The following is a 14,050-nucleotide window of genomic DNA, read 5'->3' as shown; positions in this document are numbered from 1 at the left end:
GCCGCTTATGAGTGCCCTGCCTTCCCGCTCTCCCCTGGGCCTGGTCGCCAGTGCCCTGCTGCTCCTGCTCGGCCTGGCCTATCCCTTCGCCGTCTACTTCGGCCTGCAGCACCTCTCGCCGCGCCTCTTCGCCGCCGGCCTCGGCGCCCTCTGGGGCCTGCGCCTGCTGCAACCCGGTCTCAACGGCCTGCAGCGCGGCACCGCCCTGGTCGCCCTGGGCTTCTGCCTGCTGCTGGCCCTGAGCGACGCCGCCGTCCTGCTGCGCGGGTATCCGGTGCTGCTCAGCCTCTTCCTGCTGGCGGTGTTCGGCCTGAGCCTGCTGCGCGGCCAGCCGCTGATCGAGCGCCTGGCGCGGCTGCGCGAACCCGAGCTGCCGCCGCGCGCGGTGCGCTACACCCGCCGGGTGACCCAGGTCTGGTGCCTGTTCTTCCTGTTCAACGCCCTGACCGCCGCCGGCCTGGCACTGTGGGCGCCGCTGGCCTGGTGGACGCTCTATACCGGCGTCATCGCCTATGGCCTGATGGGCCTGCTGTTCGCCGGCGAATGGCTGGTCCGCCAGCGCGTGCGGAGGCTGCCATGACCTTTACCCCCCTGGCCGAATTGCTCGCGCCCGCGAGCCCGCTGGACCTGGCGCTCAGGCAACGCGCCCTGCAGCTGGCGGCCGCCTTCCAGAACGCCGGTCTCAGGCGCCTGGCCTTGCATCTGGACGATGCCGAAGACCTGGCCTGCGCCCTGCTCGGTGCCTGGCGCGCCGGGATCGAGGTGATCCTGCCGGCCGATGCCCAGCCTGCCACCCGCGCGCGACTGGCGCCGACGCTCGATGCCTGGCTCGACGACCTCGACGGCTGGACCGCTGCCGTGCCGCTGGCGCCCGCCCGGCTCGATCTGCAGGCGCCGCTGCTGACCCTGAGCACCTCGGGCTCCAGCGGTGAACCCAAACTCATCGCCAAGCAGCTGTTCCAGCTGGCCAACGAGGTCGCCGCCCTGGAGTGCCTCTGGGGCCCGTCCCTTGGCGCGGCGACCGTCCTTGGCAGCGTCTCCACCCAGCACATCTATGGCCTGCTGTTCCGGGTGCTCTGGCCGCTCTGCGCCGGGCGGCCCTTCGCCCGCCAGGCGCTGCCCTTCACCGAGGAATTGCAGCGCGAAACCGCCGCCCTGCTGCGCCAGGGCCGGCGCGCGGTGTGGATCAGCAGTCCGGCACTGCTCAAGCGCCTGGGCGAGAATCTCGACGATGCCGTGCTCGGCCAGGTGGTGCAGGTATTCTCTTCTGGCGGCGTGCTGCCAGGCGCGGCCGCCAAGGCCTGTCAGCAACGCTTCGGTCGTTATCCCACCGAGGTCTATGGCAGCTCCGAGACCGGCGGCATCGCCTGGCGGCGAGGCCCGCAACCCTGGCAGGCCTTTGCCGACCTGGAGCTGGGCCAGGATGCCGAGGGCGCCCTCTGGCTGACCTCGCCCTATCTGCCCCAAGGCGTGCGCGAGCAGACCATGGACGACGTGCGTCTGCTGGGCGACGGTCGCTTCGAGTTGCTTGGCCGCCTGGATCGCATCGTCAAGCTGGAAGAAAAACGCATCGCCCTGCCAGCCCTTGAGGCACGGCTGCTCGGCCATCCCGCCATCGCCGATGTCCGCCTGGGCGTGGTGCAGCAGGGTCGCGCCCTGCTCGGCGCCCTGGTGGCCCTGAGCGAGCGCGGCCTGCACCAGCTGCGCAACGGCGGTCGCCGCGTCCTGGTGGCCGAGCTGCGCGAACACCTGGTCGGCCATTGCGAGGCCATCGCCCTGCCGCGCCGCTGGCGCCTGCTGCTGGCGCTGCCCTACAGCGCCCAGGGCAAACTGGCCCAGGCCGAGGTGGAGCGCCTGCTGGCCCAGCCCCGGCCGGTGGAGATCGAGCCCCTCAGTGTCGAGCAGACCGCAGATGGCTGGCGGCTGGAGCTGGAGGTCGCGCCGGACCTGGCGTTCTTTTCCGGCCACTTCCCCACGGCTCCGGTGGTGCCCGGAGTGGTCCAGGTGGGCTGGGCCCAGCGCATGGCGCGCCAGCACCTGGATCTACCGGCGGACTTCGCCGGGATGGAGGTGCTGAAATTCCAGCAGCTGCTGCGCCCCGGCGATCGGGTGACCCTGACCTTCCACTTCGACGCCAGCCGCAGCAAGTTGCACTTCGCCTTTCGCCAGGGCACGGCGGCCTGCTCGTCCGGGCGCATCCTGCTCAAGGAGGCGCGGTCTTGAGCTTTCGTGCCTGCGCGGTGATCCCGGTGTTCGACCACGAGCACGCTCTGCCGCTGGTGGTCCAGGCGCTGCGCCAGCGCGCCCTGCCCTGCGTGCTGGTGGACGACGCCTCCAGCCCCGCCTGCGCACAGGTGATGGACGAACTGGCCACGCAACCCGACATCCATCTGCTGCGCCTGCCGGTCAACCAGGGCAAGGGCGGCGCGGTGATGGCCGGCCTCGCCGAGGCGCAGCGCCTGGGCTTCAGCCATGCCCTGCAGGTGGACGCCGACGGCCAGCACGACCTGGCCGACGTGGCCGCCTTTCTCGCCGAGGCCCAGGCTTATCCAGACGCGCTGATCTGCGGCTATCCGCAATTCGACGACTCGGTGCCCAAGGGCCGGCTCTATGCCCGTTACCTCACCCATGTCTGGGTCTGGATCAACAGCCTGTCGCTGGAGATCCGCGACAGCATGTGCGGCTTTCGCGTCTATCCGCTGGCACCGACCCTGGCGGTGATCCGCGCCGGCGGTCTGGGCAAGCGCATGGATTTCGATCCGGAGATCCTGGTGCGTCTGGCCTGGCGCGAGCAGCCCATGCGCTGGCGTCCGACCCGGGTGCACTATCCGCTGGATGGCCGCTCGCACTTTCGCCTCTGGCAGGACAACGTGCTGATCTCGCGCATGCACACCCGGCTGTTCTTCGGCATGCTGCTGCGCGCGCCGCGCCTGCTCTGGCGCCGGGTGCGCGGATGAGCAGCCACTGGGCGCAGCAGCGCGAGCGCGGCAGCCCCGTGCTGATGCGCCTCACCGCCTGGCTGGCGCGGCACCTGGGCCGCCGCGCCATCGCCCCGCTGCTGCGGTTGATCGTGCTGTACTTCTTTCTGTTCGGCGCCCGCGCCCGCCGTGGCATCCGCGAGTACCAGCAGCGCCTGGCCGACTGGAGCGGCCGTCCCGAGCTGCAGCCCAGCTGGCGCAGCGGCTATGCCCAGTTCATGGCCTTCGCCGAAGCCCTGCTGGACAAGCTCGATGCCTGGAACGGCCGTCTCGGCCTGGATCAGGTGCAGTTGCACGACCCGGATCAGGTGCACAGCCGCATGCACGGGCCGCGCGGCGAGATCCTGGTCACCGCCCACCTGGGCAACCTCGAAGTCTGTCGCGCCCTGGCCCAGCTGGGGCGGCGGGTACGCCTCAACGTGCTGGTGCACACCCGCCACGCCGAGGCCTTCAATCGCCTGCTGGAAGAAGCCGGCGCCAGCGACCTGCGGCTGATCCAGGTCAGCGAGCTGGACCCGGCGGTGATGCTGCAGCTGAGCGAGCGCCTGGAGCGCGGCGAGTGGCTGGCCATCGCCGGCGACCGGGTGCCGCTGCATGGCGGGCGCACCGTGGCGGTGGATTTTCTCGGCGCCCCGGCGCCCTTCCCCCAGGGACCCTGGCTGCTGGCCCACCTGCTGCGCTGCCCGACCAACCTGCTGTTCTGCCTGCGCGAAGCCGACGGCTACCACCTCTACCTGGAAGACTTCGCCCCGGCGCCAAGCTGGCGCCGCCAGGAGCGCGCCGCCGGCATCCAGGGCCTGGCCCAGGCCTATGCCGAGCGCCTCGCCGCCCATTGCCTCAAGGCGCCGCGGCAGTGGTTCAACTTCTATCCCTTCTGGAGTCGCGATGAACGCTAGTGTGCGCTTTGGTAGCCAGGCCCTCGCCCTCGAAGACCTGGTCGCCCTGGCCGAGGGCCGGGCCCGGGCCGACCTGCAGGACGATGCGGCCTTTCGCGACGGCATCGCCCGCGGCGCGCGCTTCGTCGAGTCGCTGCTGGCCCGCGAGGGCTCGGTCTACGGCATCACCACCGGCTATGGCGACTCCTGCGTGGTCGCCGTGCCCCTCGCCCAGGTCGAGGCGTTGCCACGCCAGCTCTATACCTTCCACGGCTGCGGCCTAGGGCGCCACCTGGATCCGGCGGCGACCCGCGCGGTGCTGGCGGCGCGGCTGCAGTCGCTGTGCCAGGGGGTTTCCGGGGTGCGCGTCGAATTGCTCGAACGCCTCACCGCCTTCCTGCGCGAAGACATCCTGCCGCTGATCCCCGAAGAGGGCTCGGTGGGCGCCAGTGGCGATCTCACCCCGCTGTCCTATGTCGCCGCCGCCCTCTGCGGCGAGCGCCAGGTACTCTGGCGCAACGAGGTGCGGGAAGCCGCCGACGTCCACGCCGAACTGGGCTGGACGCCCCTGGTGCTCCGGCCCAAGGAAGCCCTGGCGCTGATGAACGGCACCGCGGTGATGACCGGCTTGGCCTGCCTGGCCTTCGCCCGCGCCGAGTACCTGCTGCGCCTGGCGACCCGCATCACCGCCCTCAACGTGGTGGCCCTGGCCGGCAATCCCGAGCACTTCGACCAGCGCCTGTTCGCCGCCAAGCCCCATCCGGGCCAGGGCCAGGTGGCCGCCTGGCTGCGCGCGGACCTGGCCGCCGAAGGCCCGGCCGCGCCGCTGCACCGCCTGCAGGACCGCTATTCGCTGCGCTGCGCGCCCCATGTGCTGGGGGTGCTGGCCGACAGCCTGCCCTGGCTGCGCCAGTTCATCGAGACCGAACTCAACAGCGCCAACGACAATCCGCTGATCGACGCCGAGGACGAGCGGGTGCTGCATGGCGGCCACTTCTATGGCGGCCACATCGCCTGCGCCATGGACAGCCTCAAGACCCTGGTGGCCAACGTCGCCGACCTGCTCGACCGTCAGCTCGCCCTGCTGGTGGACGCGCGCTACAACCACGGTCTGCCGGGCAATCTCTCCGGCGCGCCGGCCGCGCGGGCCATGCTCAACCACGGCTTCAAGGCGGTGCAGATCGGCGCCAGCGCCTGGACCGCCGAGGCGCTCAAGGGCACCCTGCCGGCCAGCGTCTTTTCCCGTTCCACCGAATGCCACAACCAGGACAAGGTCAGCATGGGCACCATCGCCGCCCGCGACGCCCTGCGCGTACTGGAGCTCACCGAGCAGGTGGCCGCCGCCACCCTGCTGGCTGCCCAGCAGGGCGTCTGGCTCAGGCGCCAGCAGGGCACGGAGCCGCCCGCGCCCCTGGCCGCCATGCACCGCGAACTGGGCGAGACCTTTGCACCCCTGCGCGAAGACCGCGCCCTGGAGGCCGAATTGCGCCAGACCCTGACCCTGATCCGCGCCCGCCACTGGAGGCTCTATGCGTAAGACCGGTGCCCTGCAGGTCGAGGTGGAGATGCAGATCCCCTTCTTCGACGTCGATATGATGGAAATCGCCTGGCACGGCCATTACGTCAAATACCTGGAAGTGGCGCGCTGCGCCCTGCTCGACCGCCTCGATCACAACTACCTGCAGATGCGCGAATCCGGCTATGGCTGGCCGGTGATCGACCTGCAGATCCGCTACATCCGTCCCCTGCTGTTCCAGCAGCGCGTGCGGGTCAAGGCCGATCTGGTGGAGTGGGAGAACCGCCTCAAGCTCAACTACCTGATCAGCGATGCCGCCACCGGCGAGCGCCTGACCCGCGCCAGCACCGTGCAGGTGGCCGTGGACATGGCCAGCCGCGAAATGCAGCTGGCTTCGCCCAGGGTCTTCATCGACGCCGTGGAGAGGGCCCTGGCATGCGCAAGCTGATCGCTCTGCTGCTCATCTTCGCCGCCCCCTTGGCCCAGGCCTTCGACCTCGACGACCTGGCCGCCCAGCTGGCGCGTCCGGCCGCGGTCGCGGGCAGCTTCGTCCAGCAGCGCTATCTGCGCGCCCTGCCGCAGCCGCTCACCAGCAGCGGCCACTTCACCCTGGCCCGCGGCCTGGGCCTGCTCTGGCGGCTGGAGAAGCCGCTGACCCAGACCTATCGCATCACCCCTGGCGCCATCGCCAAAGAGACCCCCGCCGGCTGGACGCCGCTGCCCGGCAGCGACCTGGCCGCGCGCCAGAGTGCGCTGTTCCTCGCCGTGCTCGGCGGCGATCGCAGCGGCCTGGAGCGCGACTTCGAACTGGCCCTGAGCGGTGACGCCCGCCACTGGCAACTGCGCCTGACCCCGCGCGGTGCCCTGCTCAAGCAGGTGTTCGACGGCATCCTCATCGAGGGTGGTGAGCTGGTGGAGCAGGTGGAGATCCGCGAGACCCAGGGCGATCGCAGCCTGCTCAAACTGGACGGCCAGGCCCGCGACGCCCTCTCCGCCGACCAGCGCGCGGCCTTCCAGTGATCCGCCTGCAGCGCTCCTTCCTGCTGTTGCTCCTGGCCCTGCTGGCGCTCAGCGCCTGGCAGTGGCGGCACGGTCCGCCAGTGGCCGCCGATCTGCTGGCGCTCCTGCCCCAGGGCGCCGGTGATGCCCTGACCCTGCAGGCCGAGGCGCGCATGGCCGAGCCGCTCAATCGCGAGGTGCTGCTGCTGGTCGGTCATCCCCAGCGCGAGCGGCTGCCGGCCCTGGCCGAGCGCCTGGGCCAGGCCTTGTCGCGGGAGCCGCTGTTCGAAAGGGTGCAGTGGCAACTCACTCCTGACCTGCCCGGTCTGCGCCAGCAACTCCTGGCCAGTCGCCTGGCGCTGGCACCAGGACCGGCGCGCGACGAGCTGATCAAGACGCCCGACGCCTATCTGCAAGCCCGCGCCGCGGCCCTCTTCGATCCCTTCGCCGGCGCCGGTGCCCTGCCACTGGAGCAGGACTGGTTCGGCCTCGGCCTGCTGCTGCAGCGCCAGCTCACCCCGGCCAGCAAAGTGCAATTCGACGCCGGCAGCGGCCTGCTGCTGACCCAGGGCGACGGCCTGAGCTGGGCGCTGATTCGTGCTCGCACCCGCGCAGATGCCTTCGACTTCGATGCCCCACCGCGGGTGGAAGCCCTGATCGAGGCCGCGCGCCGCGAGGTGGTGGCCGACGGCGGTCAGTTGCTGGCCGCCAGCGGCCTGAGATACGCCGCCGCCGGCCAGGCCACCGCCAGTCGCGAGATGTCACTGATCGGCGGCCTCGCCACCTTCGGTACCCTGGCCCTGCTGCTGGGGCTGTTCCGCCGCTGGCGGGTGCTGCTCAGCCTCTTGGCGGTGGGCGTGGCCCTCTTGGCCGGCAGCGCCGCCTGCGTGCTGCTCTTCGGCCAGATCAACGCCCTCACCCTGATCCTTGGCGCCAGCCTGACTGGGGTGGCCGCCGATTATCCGCTGCACTATCTCAGCAAGAGCTGGAAGGGCGGTCCCTGGGACGCCACGGCCATCCTGCGCGAGACCCTGCCCGGTCTGTCCCTCAGCCTGGCCACCAACCTGCTCGGTTATCTGGCGCTGGCCTGCACGCCCTTTCCGGCGCTGACCCAGGTGGCGGTGTTTTCCGCCGCCGGCCTGATCGGCGCCTACCTCACCACCGTCTGCCTGCTGCCAGCCTGGTGGCAGCGCCTGGACCTGGCACCGCCTGCCGCGCCGCTGCGCGTCATGCAACGGCTGCTCGACCTGCGCCTGCGCCTGCTGGGCCGCACCGGCAGCCTGCCGCTGCTCTTGGCCCTGCTGGCCTTTTGCGGCGCCGGTGTCTGGCAGCTGCACCTGCAGAACGACCTGCGCCTCTGGCTCGGCCAGGACCCGACATTGACCCGCGAAGCCCAGGCCATCGCCCGTCTCACCGGCCTGCAACCCACCAGCCAGTTCTTCCTGGTGCGTGGCGCCGATGCCGACCAGGTGCTGGAGCGCCAGACCGCCCTGGGCCAGCGCCTCGACGCCCTGGTCAGCGCCGGCCAGCTGCAGGGCTATCGTGCGCTCAGCGGTCTGCTCGCTCCCGCCGCGGCCCAGGCCGAATTGCGCCAGGCCCTGGCCGGTTGGGGCGAACGCCTGCAACCGCTGCTGGCCGTGGGTATCCCGGCGGAGGCGCTGGAGGCCGAGCTCAAGCAACTGCAGCAGCTGCCCGACCTGAGTCTCGACCAGGCGCTGGCCGGCCCCCTGGGCGAACCCTGGCGACCGCTCTGGCTGGGCCGCACGACCGAGGGCGGCGCGGCCGGCCTGGTCAGCCTGCAAGGCCTGGGCAACGCCGAGGTGCTACAGACGCAGGCCGAGGGCCTGCCCGGCGTGCAACTGGTGGATCGCCTGGGCGAATTGCGCGGACTGTTCGTCCACACCCAGCGCCTGGCGGTGGAACTCAAGCTGCTGGCCTCGGGCGCCATCTTTCTCCTGCTGCTCTGGGCCTTCGGCCGCCGCGCGGCGCTGCGCATCGTCTGCCTGCCGCTGCTGGCGGCCCTGGCGGCCCTGGCCTGCCTGGGCTGGCTGGGTCAGCCGCTGACCCTGTTCAGCCTCTTCGCCCTGCTGCTCATCACCGCCATCGGCGTGGATTACGCCATCCTCATGCACGAGGCCATCGGCGGTGCGGCGGTCAGTCTGCTCGGCGGCCTGCTGTCCGGCGTCGGCAGCTGGCTGTCCTTTGGCCTGCTGATGCTCAGCAGCACCCCGGCCATCGCCAACTTCGGCCTGGCCATCAGCCTGGGCCTGGTGTTCAGCTTTCTGCTGGCGCCCTGGGCCTCGCCCCCCGTCTCCCACGAAAAGGACCTTCGTCATGGTTGAACATCATCCCCTGATCGTCATCGGTGCCGGCCCGGCGGGCGCCTTGGTCGCCGCCCTGCTCAAGCGCCGCGGCCATCCGGTGCTGGTCTTGGAAGCCCAGCACTTTCCGCGCTTTTCCATCGGCGAGAGCCTGCTCTCCCACAGCCTGGACTTCGTCGAGGAAGCCGGGATGCTGCCCGCGGTCGAGGCCGCCGGCTTCCAGACCAAGATTGGCGCGGCCTTCGCCTGGGGCGAGCGCTACACCGACTTCGACTTCCGCGACACCTATAGTGGTGGCCGCAGCACCTTCCAGGTCCAGCGCGGCCCCTTCGACAAGATCCTTGCCGACGACGCCGCGCGCCAGGGGGTTACGATCCGCTACGGTCAGCGCGTAACCGCCGTGACCCTGGGTAAAGACGGCGAAAGGACCCGGCTCGAGGTGCAGGGCGACGACGGCCAGGCCTATGCGCTGACCACCGACTTCCTGCTCGACGCCAGCGGCTACGGCCGCGTGCTGCCCCGCCTGCTGGATCTGGAGGCGCCTTCGGACTTCCCCGTGCGCCGCGCGCTCTTCACCCATGTCGAGGATCGCATCGACGATCCCGGCTTCGACCGCCAGCGCATCCTCATCACCACCCATCCGACCCTGCGGGACGTCTGGTTCTGGACCATTCCCTTCAGCGACGGCCGCACCTCCATCGGGGTGGTCGCCGCCGCCGAGCGCTATGCCGGACGCGCCGCCGATCTCGCCACCTGTCTGCGCGACTGGGTGGCCGAGACCCCGAGCCTGGCCCGGGTGCTGCACAATGCGGTCTGGGATACGCCGGTGCGCGAACTGGGTGGCTACGCCGCCAACGTCAAGCGCCTGCACGGCCCCGGCTTCGCCCTGCTGGGCAACGCCGCCGAGTTTCTCGACCCGGTGTTTTCCTCGGGCGTGACCATCGCCCTGCGCTCGGCCAGCCTGGCCGCACCGCTGGTGGATCGCCAGCTGCGCGGCGAGTCGGTGGACTGGGAAGCCGAATTCGCCCGGCCGCTCAAGGCGGGCGTCGATACGTTCCGTGCCTATGTGGAGGGCTGGTACGATGGCAGCTTCCAGGACGTCATCTATTTCGAACACGCCGATCCCGAGATCAAGCGCATGATCTGCGCCATTCTCGCCGGCTACGCCTGGGACGTTCGCAACCCCTTCGTCAAGGAGCCCCGGCGGCGCCTGCGCCTGCTCGTCGAGCTCTGTCAGCTGAATTCGGCCCATCCTGCATGACCCTGCCCCGTCCGTTCGTCTTCGCGCTGGCCTGCCTGCTGCTGCTCGCCGCCTGCGCCAGCCAGCCGCCGCTGCCCAGCAGTCCGCCGCCGCTGGCGCGTGCCCTGGTCTACCAGGTGGAGCGCCAGACCGCCGAGGGCGGCGACGCCCTGCTGCTGGCCATCCAGCCGGGAGGCGCCGCCCTGCGCTTTTCGCTGTTCGATCCCCTCGGCGTGCCCCAGGCGCGTCAGCAACTGATCGACGGCGCCTGGCACGCCGACGGCCTCTTGCCGCCCAATCCCCGGGCGCGCACCTTCTTCAGCGTGCTGCTGTTCGCCCTGACCCCGACCGACCAGTTGCCACGGGCCTATACCGCGGGCGACTGGCAGAGGGCCGCCGACGGCAGCCGCAGCCTCAAGGACTGGCAGGTGCGCTATCCCGCCGCCGACCGCCTGGAGCTGCAGGCGCCGGATGGGTCCAGCTATCGCCTGACGCTCTTGCCGGAGTCCACGCCTTGAGCGCCTACCTGAATGCCCTGGGCCTGCTCTGCGCCCTGGGCCAGGGCAAGGCCGAGGTGGCCCGTGGCCTGTTCGCCGGTGATACGGCCGGCATGCAGCCTACGGCGGGCTGGATTCCCGAGCGCCAGCCGCCGGTGGGCACCGTCACCGCGCCGCTGCCAGCCTGGCCGCTGGAGTGGACACCTTTTTTCAGCCGCAACAACCAGCTGCTGCTGGCGGCCCTGACCGAGATCGAACCCCAGGTGCGCCAGGCCATCGAGCGCCACGGCCCGGCGCGTATCGGCGTGGTGCTGGGCACCAGCACCTCGGGCATCCACGAGGCCAGCCTGGGCATCGCCGTGCACCAGCGCAGCGGCCAGTTGCCCGAGGGCTATCAGTACGCCCAGCAGGAACTGGTGGCCCCGGCGGATTTCCTCGCCCGCTACCTGGGCCTGAGCGGCCCCTGCTACGGCCTTTCCACCGCCTGCACCAGCAGCGCCCGCGCCCTGCTCAGCGCCCGCCGGCTGCTGGTCCAGGGGCATTGCGACGCCGTGCTCTGCGGCGGAGTCGACAGCCTCTGCGGCCTGACCCTGAACGGCTTCGCCGCCCTCGAAGCGGTCAGCGAATCGCTGTGCAATCCCTTCTCGGTCAATCGCTGCGGCATCAACATCGGCGAGGGGACGGCGCTGTTCCTGCTGACCCGCGAACCCGGCCCCATCGCCCTGCTCGGTGGCGGCGCCAGTTCCGATGCCCACCATATCTCCGCCCCCGATCCCAGCGGGCGCGGCGCCGTCCAGGCCATGCAGGCGGCCCTGCGCGCCAGCGGCCTGCAACCGGGGGACATCGGCTATCTCAACCTGCACGGCACCGCCACGCCGCACAACGACGCCATGGAAAGCCAGGCCACCCACCAGGTGTTTCCGGCCGGGGTGCCCTGCTCTTCCACCAAGCCGCTGACCGGCCATACCCTCGGCGCCGCCGGCGCCCTGGAAGCCGCCTTCGCCTGGCTGACCCTGGACCCGCGGCTCAATCCCGCCGGCCAGTTGCCGCCGCAGCGCTGGGACGGCCAGGCCGATCCGGCCCTGCCGCGGCTGGCGCTGACGGATGCCGACAGCCGCCTGGACGGGCGCCGCCACGCCATGAGCAACAGCTTCGCCTTTGGCGGCAGCAACGTCAGCCTCATCCTCGGAGCCACGCCATGATCCCCTGGACCCTCGCCGAGCTGGTGCCCCACGCCGGCGACATGCTGCTGATCGACGAGATCCTCGCCTGCGACGAGGGCGGCATCGAGACCCGCCTGGTGGTAAGGCCCGGCCTTTTCACCGATGCCGCGGGTGCCCTGCCGGCCTGGATCGGCGTGGAGCTGATGGCCCAGAGCGTGGCCGCCTTCGCCGGCTGCCAGGCGCGCCGTCGCGGCGAGGCGCCGGCGCTGGGCTTCCTGCTCGGCACCCGCCAGTTCGCCTGCGATGTGCCGGCCTTTCCCGCCGGTGGCGAATTGCGCATCCGCGCCCAGCCGGCGCTGGAAAACGACGATGGCATGGCCATCTTCGACTGCCACCTGCAGGGCCCTGGCTGCCAGGCCAGCGCTCGCCTGAACGTCTATCGTCCACCCCAGGTGGATCTGTACCTAGAGGAGCCCGCGCCATGAGCGTCGCCCCCGCTCCGGTCCTGGTGACCGGTTCCAGCCGCGGCCTGGGCCGCGCCATCGCCCTGCGCCTGGCCGCCGCCGGCCATGACCTGGTGCTGCACTGCCGCAGCCGCCGCGAGGAAGCCGAGGCCGTGCGCGCCGAGGTCGAGGCCCTGGGTCGCAGCGCCCGGGTGCTGCAATTCGACGTCGGCGACCGCGCCGCCTGCGCCGCCATCCTGGAGGCCGACACCGAGGCCCACGGCGGCTACTACGGGGTGGTCTGCAACGCCGGCCTGACCCGCGACGGCGCCTTTCCGGCGCTGACCGGCGAAGACTGGGATGTGGTCCTGCGCACCAACCTCGACGGCTTCTACAACGTGCTGCACCCGGTGGTCATGCCGATGATCCGCCGCCGCGCGCCGGGGCGCATCGTCTGCATCACCTCGGTCTCCGGGCTGATCGGCAATCGCGGCCAGGTCAACTACAGCGCCTCCAAGGCCGGCCTGATCGGCGCCGCCAAGGCCCTGGCCGTGGAGCTGGCCAAGCGCAAGATCACCGTCAATTGCGTGGCCCCGGGGCTGATCGACACCGAGATCCTCGACGAGCACGTGCCGGTGGAGAAGATCCTCGAGATGATCCCGGCCGGGCGCATGGGCACCCCCGAGGAAGTGGCCCACGCCGTGGCCTTCCTGCTCGCCCCCGAGGCCGGCTACATCACCCGCCAGGTGCTGGCGGTCAACGGAGGACTGTGCTGATGAGCGCGCGCCGCGTCGTGATCACCGGGATGGCCGGCGTCACCGCCCTGGGCAGTGACTGGCCGACCATCCGCGACCATTTCCTCGCCGGCCACAGCGGCATCCGCCGCATGGACGCCTGGGATCGCTACACCGAGATGAACACCCGTCTGGGCGGTCCCATCGTCGACTTCCAGGTGCCGGGCCACTGGACCCGCAAGCAGTTGCGCAGCATGGGGCGGGTCTCACAGCTGACGGTAGCCGCCGGCGAGCGCGCCCTGGCCGATGCCGGGCTGCTGGACGACCCGCGCATCACCGACGGCCGCATGGGCGTGGCCTGCGGCTCCTCCACCGGCAGCACCGACGACATCAAGGCCCTGGCCAACATGCTGCTCAGCGACGCCGCGGTGGGCCTCAACGCCAATACCTATGTGCGCATGATGCCGCACACGGCGGCCGCCAACCTGAGTCTGTTCTTTGGTCTCAAGGGCCGCTTGATCCCCACCTCCAGCGCCTGCACCAGCGGCAGCCAGGGCATCGGCTACGCCTACGAGGCCATCAAGTTCGGGCGCCTGCCGCTGATGCTGGCCGGCGGCGCCGAAGAACTCTGTCCCAGCGAGGCCATGGTCTTCGACACCCTCTATGCCACCAGCCTGCGCAACGACGCCCCCCACACCTCGCCGCGTCCCTACGACCGCAGTCGCGACGGTCTGGTGATCGGCGAAGGCGCCGGCATCCTGGTGCTGGAGGAGCTGGAACACGCCCAGGCGCGAGGTGCGCGTATCCACGCCGAGATCGTCGGCTTCGGCAGCAACGCCGATGGCCAGCACTCCACCCGTCCCGAGCAGGCCACCATGCAACGCGCCATGGAGCTGGCCCTGGAAGACGCCGGGCTGACCCCGGACGCCATCGGCTACGTCAACGGCCACGGCACCGCCACCGAACAGGGCGACATCGCCGAGACCCGCGCCACCCAGGCGCTGTTCGGCGCCCGCATGCCCATCAGCTCGCAGAAGAGCTACCTGGGCCATACCCTGGGTGCCTGCGGCGCCCTGGAATCCTGGTTCAGCATCGCCATGATGAACGAGGAGCTGTTCGTGCCCACCCTCAACCTCGACGAACTGGATCCCCAGTGCGGCGAGCTGGACTATCTGCGTGGCGGGCCACGCGCGCTGCGCACGGACCATGTGATGAACAACAATTTCGCCTTTGGCGGGGTGAACACCTCGCTGATCTTCCGCCGCTGGTCCTGATGACCCTATC

At 70.8% G+C, this 14,050-nt stretch carries 14 protein-coding genes; all 14 read left to right on the top strand.

Annotation, left to right across the window (positions count from 1 at the left end):
- Positions 1-7: 7 nt before the first annotated feature.
- From CFE50_RS02535 to CFE50_RS02470, 14 genes are read left to right on the top strand one after another with little or no spacing between them, the layout of a single operon-like run.
- Complete coding sequence (locus CFE50_RS02535; protein WP_286730735.1) at positions 8-580, top strand: COG4648 family protein; 573 nt, start codon at positions 8-10, stop codon at positions 578-580.
- The gene (locus CFE50_RS02530) at positions 577-2,223 is read left to right on the top strand and encodes an ApeI family dehydratase (RefSeq protein WP_286730733.1); all 1,647 of its coding nucleotides are present in this window, start codon (positions 577-579) and stop codon (positions 2,221-2,223) included. Before CFE50_RS02535 ends, CFE50_RS02530 begins: the two co-directional genes overlap by 4 nt.
- The gene (locus CFE50_RS02525) at positions 2,220-2,957 is read left to right on the top strand and encodes a glycosyltransferase family 2 protein (RefSeq protein WP_027601013.1); all 738 of its coding nucleotides are present in this window, start codon (positions 2,220-2,222) and stop codon (positions 2,955-2,957) included. Before CFE50_RS02530 ends, CFE50_RS02525 begins: the two co-directional genes overlap by 4 nt.
- Complete coding sequence (locus tag CFE50_RS02520) at positions 2,954-3,874, top strand: lysophospholipid acyltransferase family protein (protein WP_150339765.1); 921 nt, start codon at positions 2,954-2,956, stop codon at positions 3,872-3,874. Before CFE50_RS02525 ends, CFE50_RS02520 begins: the two co-directional genes overlap by 4 nt.
- Positions 3,864-5,390 (top strand): HAL/PAL/TAL family ammonia-lyase, encoded by a 1,527-nt coding sequence (locus CFE50_RS02515; RefSeq protein WP_286730730.1) that lies wholly within the window; start codon positions 3,864-3,866, stop codon positions 5,388-5,390. The genes CFE50_RS02520 and CFE50_RS02515 overlap by 11 nt, the downstream gene beginning before the upstream one ends.
- Positions 5,383-5,817, top strand: a complete 435-nt coding sequence (locus tag CFE50_RS02510; protein WP_286730728.1) for an acyl-CoA thioesterase — start codon at positions 5,383-5,385, stop codon at positions 5,815-5,817. Before CFE50_RS02515 ends, CFE50_RS02510 begins: the two co-directional genes overlap by 8 nt.
- The gene (locus tag CFE50_RS02505) at positions 5,805-6,389 is read left to right on the top strand and encodes an outer membrane lipoprotein carrier protein LolA (protein ID WP_286730726.1); all 585 of its coding nucleotides are present in this window, start codon (positions 5,805-5,807) and stop codon (positions 6,387-6,389) included. The genes CFE50_RS02510 and CFE50_RS02505 overlap by 13 nt, the downstream gene beginning before the upstream one ends.
- The gene (locus CFE50_RS02500) at positions 6,386-8,710 is read left to right on the top strand and encodes an MMPL family transporter (RefSeq protein ID WP_286730724.1); all 2,325 of its coding nucleotides are present in this window, start codon (positions 6,386-6,388) and stop codon (positions 8,708-8,710) included. Before CFE50_RS02505 ends, CFE50_RS02500 begins: the two co-directional genes overlap by 4 nt.
- Positions 8,703-9,950 (top strand): NAD(P)/FAD-dependent oxidoreductase, encoded by a 1,248-nt coding sequence (locus tag CFE50_RS02495; RefSeq protein ID WP_286730721.1) that lies wholly within the window; start codon positions 8,703-8,705, stop codon positions 9,948-9,950. The genes CFE50_RS02500 and CFE50_RS02495 overlap by 8 nt, the downstream gene beginning before the upstream one ends.
- Positions 9,947-10,447, top strand: coding sequence for a hypothetical protein (locus tag CFE50_RS02490; RefSeq protein ID WP_286730719.1), 501 nt, complete (start codon positions 9,947-9,949; stop codon positions 10,445-10,447). Before CFE50_RS02495 ends, CFE50_RS02490 begins: the two co-directional genes overlap by 4 nt.
- The gene (locus CFE50_RS02485; protein ID WP_286730717.1) at positions 10,444-11,628 is read left to right on the top strand and encodes a beta-ketoacyl-[acyl-carrier-protein] synthase family protein; all 1,185 of its coding nucleotides are present in this window, start codon (positions 10,444-10,446) and stop codon (positions 11,626-11,628) included. Before CFE50_RS02490 ends, CFE50_RS02485 begins: the two co-directional genes overlap by 4 nt.
- Positions 11,625-12,074, top strand: a complete 450-nt coding sequence (locus CFE50_RS02480) for a hotdog family protein (protein WP_183633332.1) — start codon at positions 11,625-11,627, stop codon at positions 12,072-12,074. Before CFE50_RS02485 ends, CFE50_RS02480 begins: the two co-directional genes overlap by 4 nt.
- Positions 12,071-12,808 carry a 3-oxoacyl-ACP reductase FabG gene (gene fabG / locus CFE50_RS02475; protein ID WP_007161063.1) on the top strand — a complete coding sequence of 246 codons (738 nt, stop codon included), beginning with the start codon at positions 12,071-12,073 and terminating at the stop codon, positions 12,806-12,808. Before CFE50_RS02480 ends, fabG begins: the two co-directional genes overlap by 4 nt.
- Positions 12,808-14,040, top strand: coding sequence for a beta-ketoacyl-ACP synthase (locus tag CFE50_RS02470; RefSeq protein ID WP_286730713.1), 1,233 nt, complete (start codon positions 12,808-12,810; stop codon positions 14,038-14,040). Before fabG ends, CFE50_RS02470 begins: the two co-directional genes overlap by 1 nt.
- The last annotated feature ends 10 nt before the right edge of the window (positions 14,041-14,050 follow it).

Origin of the sequence: Pseudomonas sp. PGPPP4 (assembly GCF_002256045.1) — a bacterium.
Lineage (GTDB): Bacteria > Pseudomonadota > Gammaproteobacteria > Pseudomonadales > Pseudomonadaceae > Chryseomonas > Chryseomonas oryzihabitans.
This window is presented reverse-complemented; position numbering and strand designations above follow the sequence as displayed.

Excerpts from the sequence above, each read along its gene's own strand:
- CFE50_RS02505 (WP_286730726.1), top strand. The coding sequence starts at position 5,805 with ATGCGCAAGCTGATCGCTCTGCTGCTCATCTTCGCCGCCCCCTTGGCC.
- fabG (WP_007161063.1), top strand. The coding sequence starts at position 12,071 with ATGAGCGTCGCCCCCGCTCCGGTCCTGGTGACCGGTTCCAGCCGCGGC.
- CFE50_RS02515 (WP_286730730.1), top strand. The coding sequence starts at position 3,864 with ATGAACGCTAGTGTGCGCTTTGGTAGCCAGGCCCTCGCCCTCGAAGAC.
- CFE50_RS02480 (WP_183633332.1), top strand. The coding sequence starts at position 11,625 with ATGATCCCCTGGACCCTCGCCGAGCTGGTGCCCCACGCCGGCGACATG.
- CFE50_RS02520 (WP_150339765.1), top strand. The coding sequence starts at position 2,954 with ATGAGCAGCCACTGGGCGCAGCAGCGCGAGCGCGGCAGCCCCGTGCTG.
- CFE50_RS02535 (WP_286730735.1), top strand. The coding sequence starts at position 8 with ATGAGTGCCCTGCCTTCCCGCTCTCCCCTGGGCCTGGTCGCCAGTGCC.
- CFE50_RS02495 (WP_286730721.1), top strand. The coding sequence starts at position 8,703 with ATGGTTGAACATCATCCCCTGATCGTCATCGGTGCCGGCCCGGCGGGC.
- CFE50_RS02510 (WP_286730728.1), top strand. The coding sequence starts at position 5,383 with ATGCGTAAGACCGGTGCCCTGCAGGTCGAGGTGGAGATGCAGATCCCC.
- CFE50_RS02490 (WP_286730719.1), top strand. The coding sequence starts at position 9,947 with ATGACCCTGCCCCGTCCGTTCGTCTTCGCGCTGGCCTGCCTGCTGCTG.
- CFE50_RS02470 (WP_286730713.1), top strand. The coding sequence starts at position 12,808 with ATGAGCGCGCGCCGCGTCGTGATCACCGGGATGGCCGGCGTCACCGCC.
- CFE50_RS02530 (WP_286730733.1), top strand. The coding sequence starts at position 577 with ATGACCTTTACCCCCCTGGCCGAATTGCTCGCGCCCGCGAGCCCGCTG.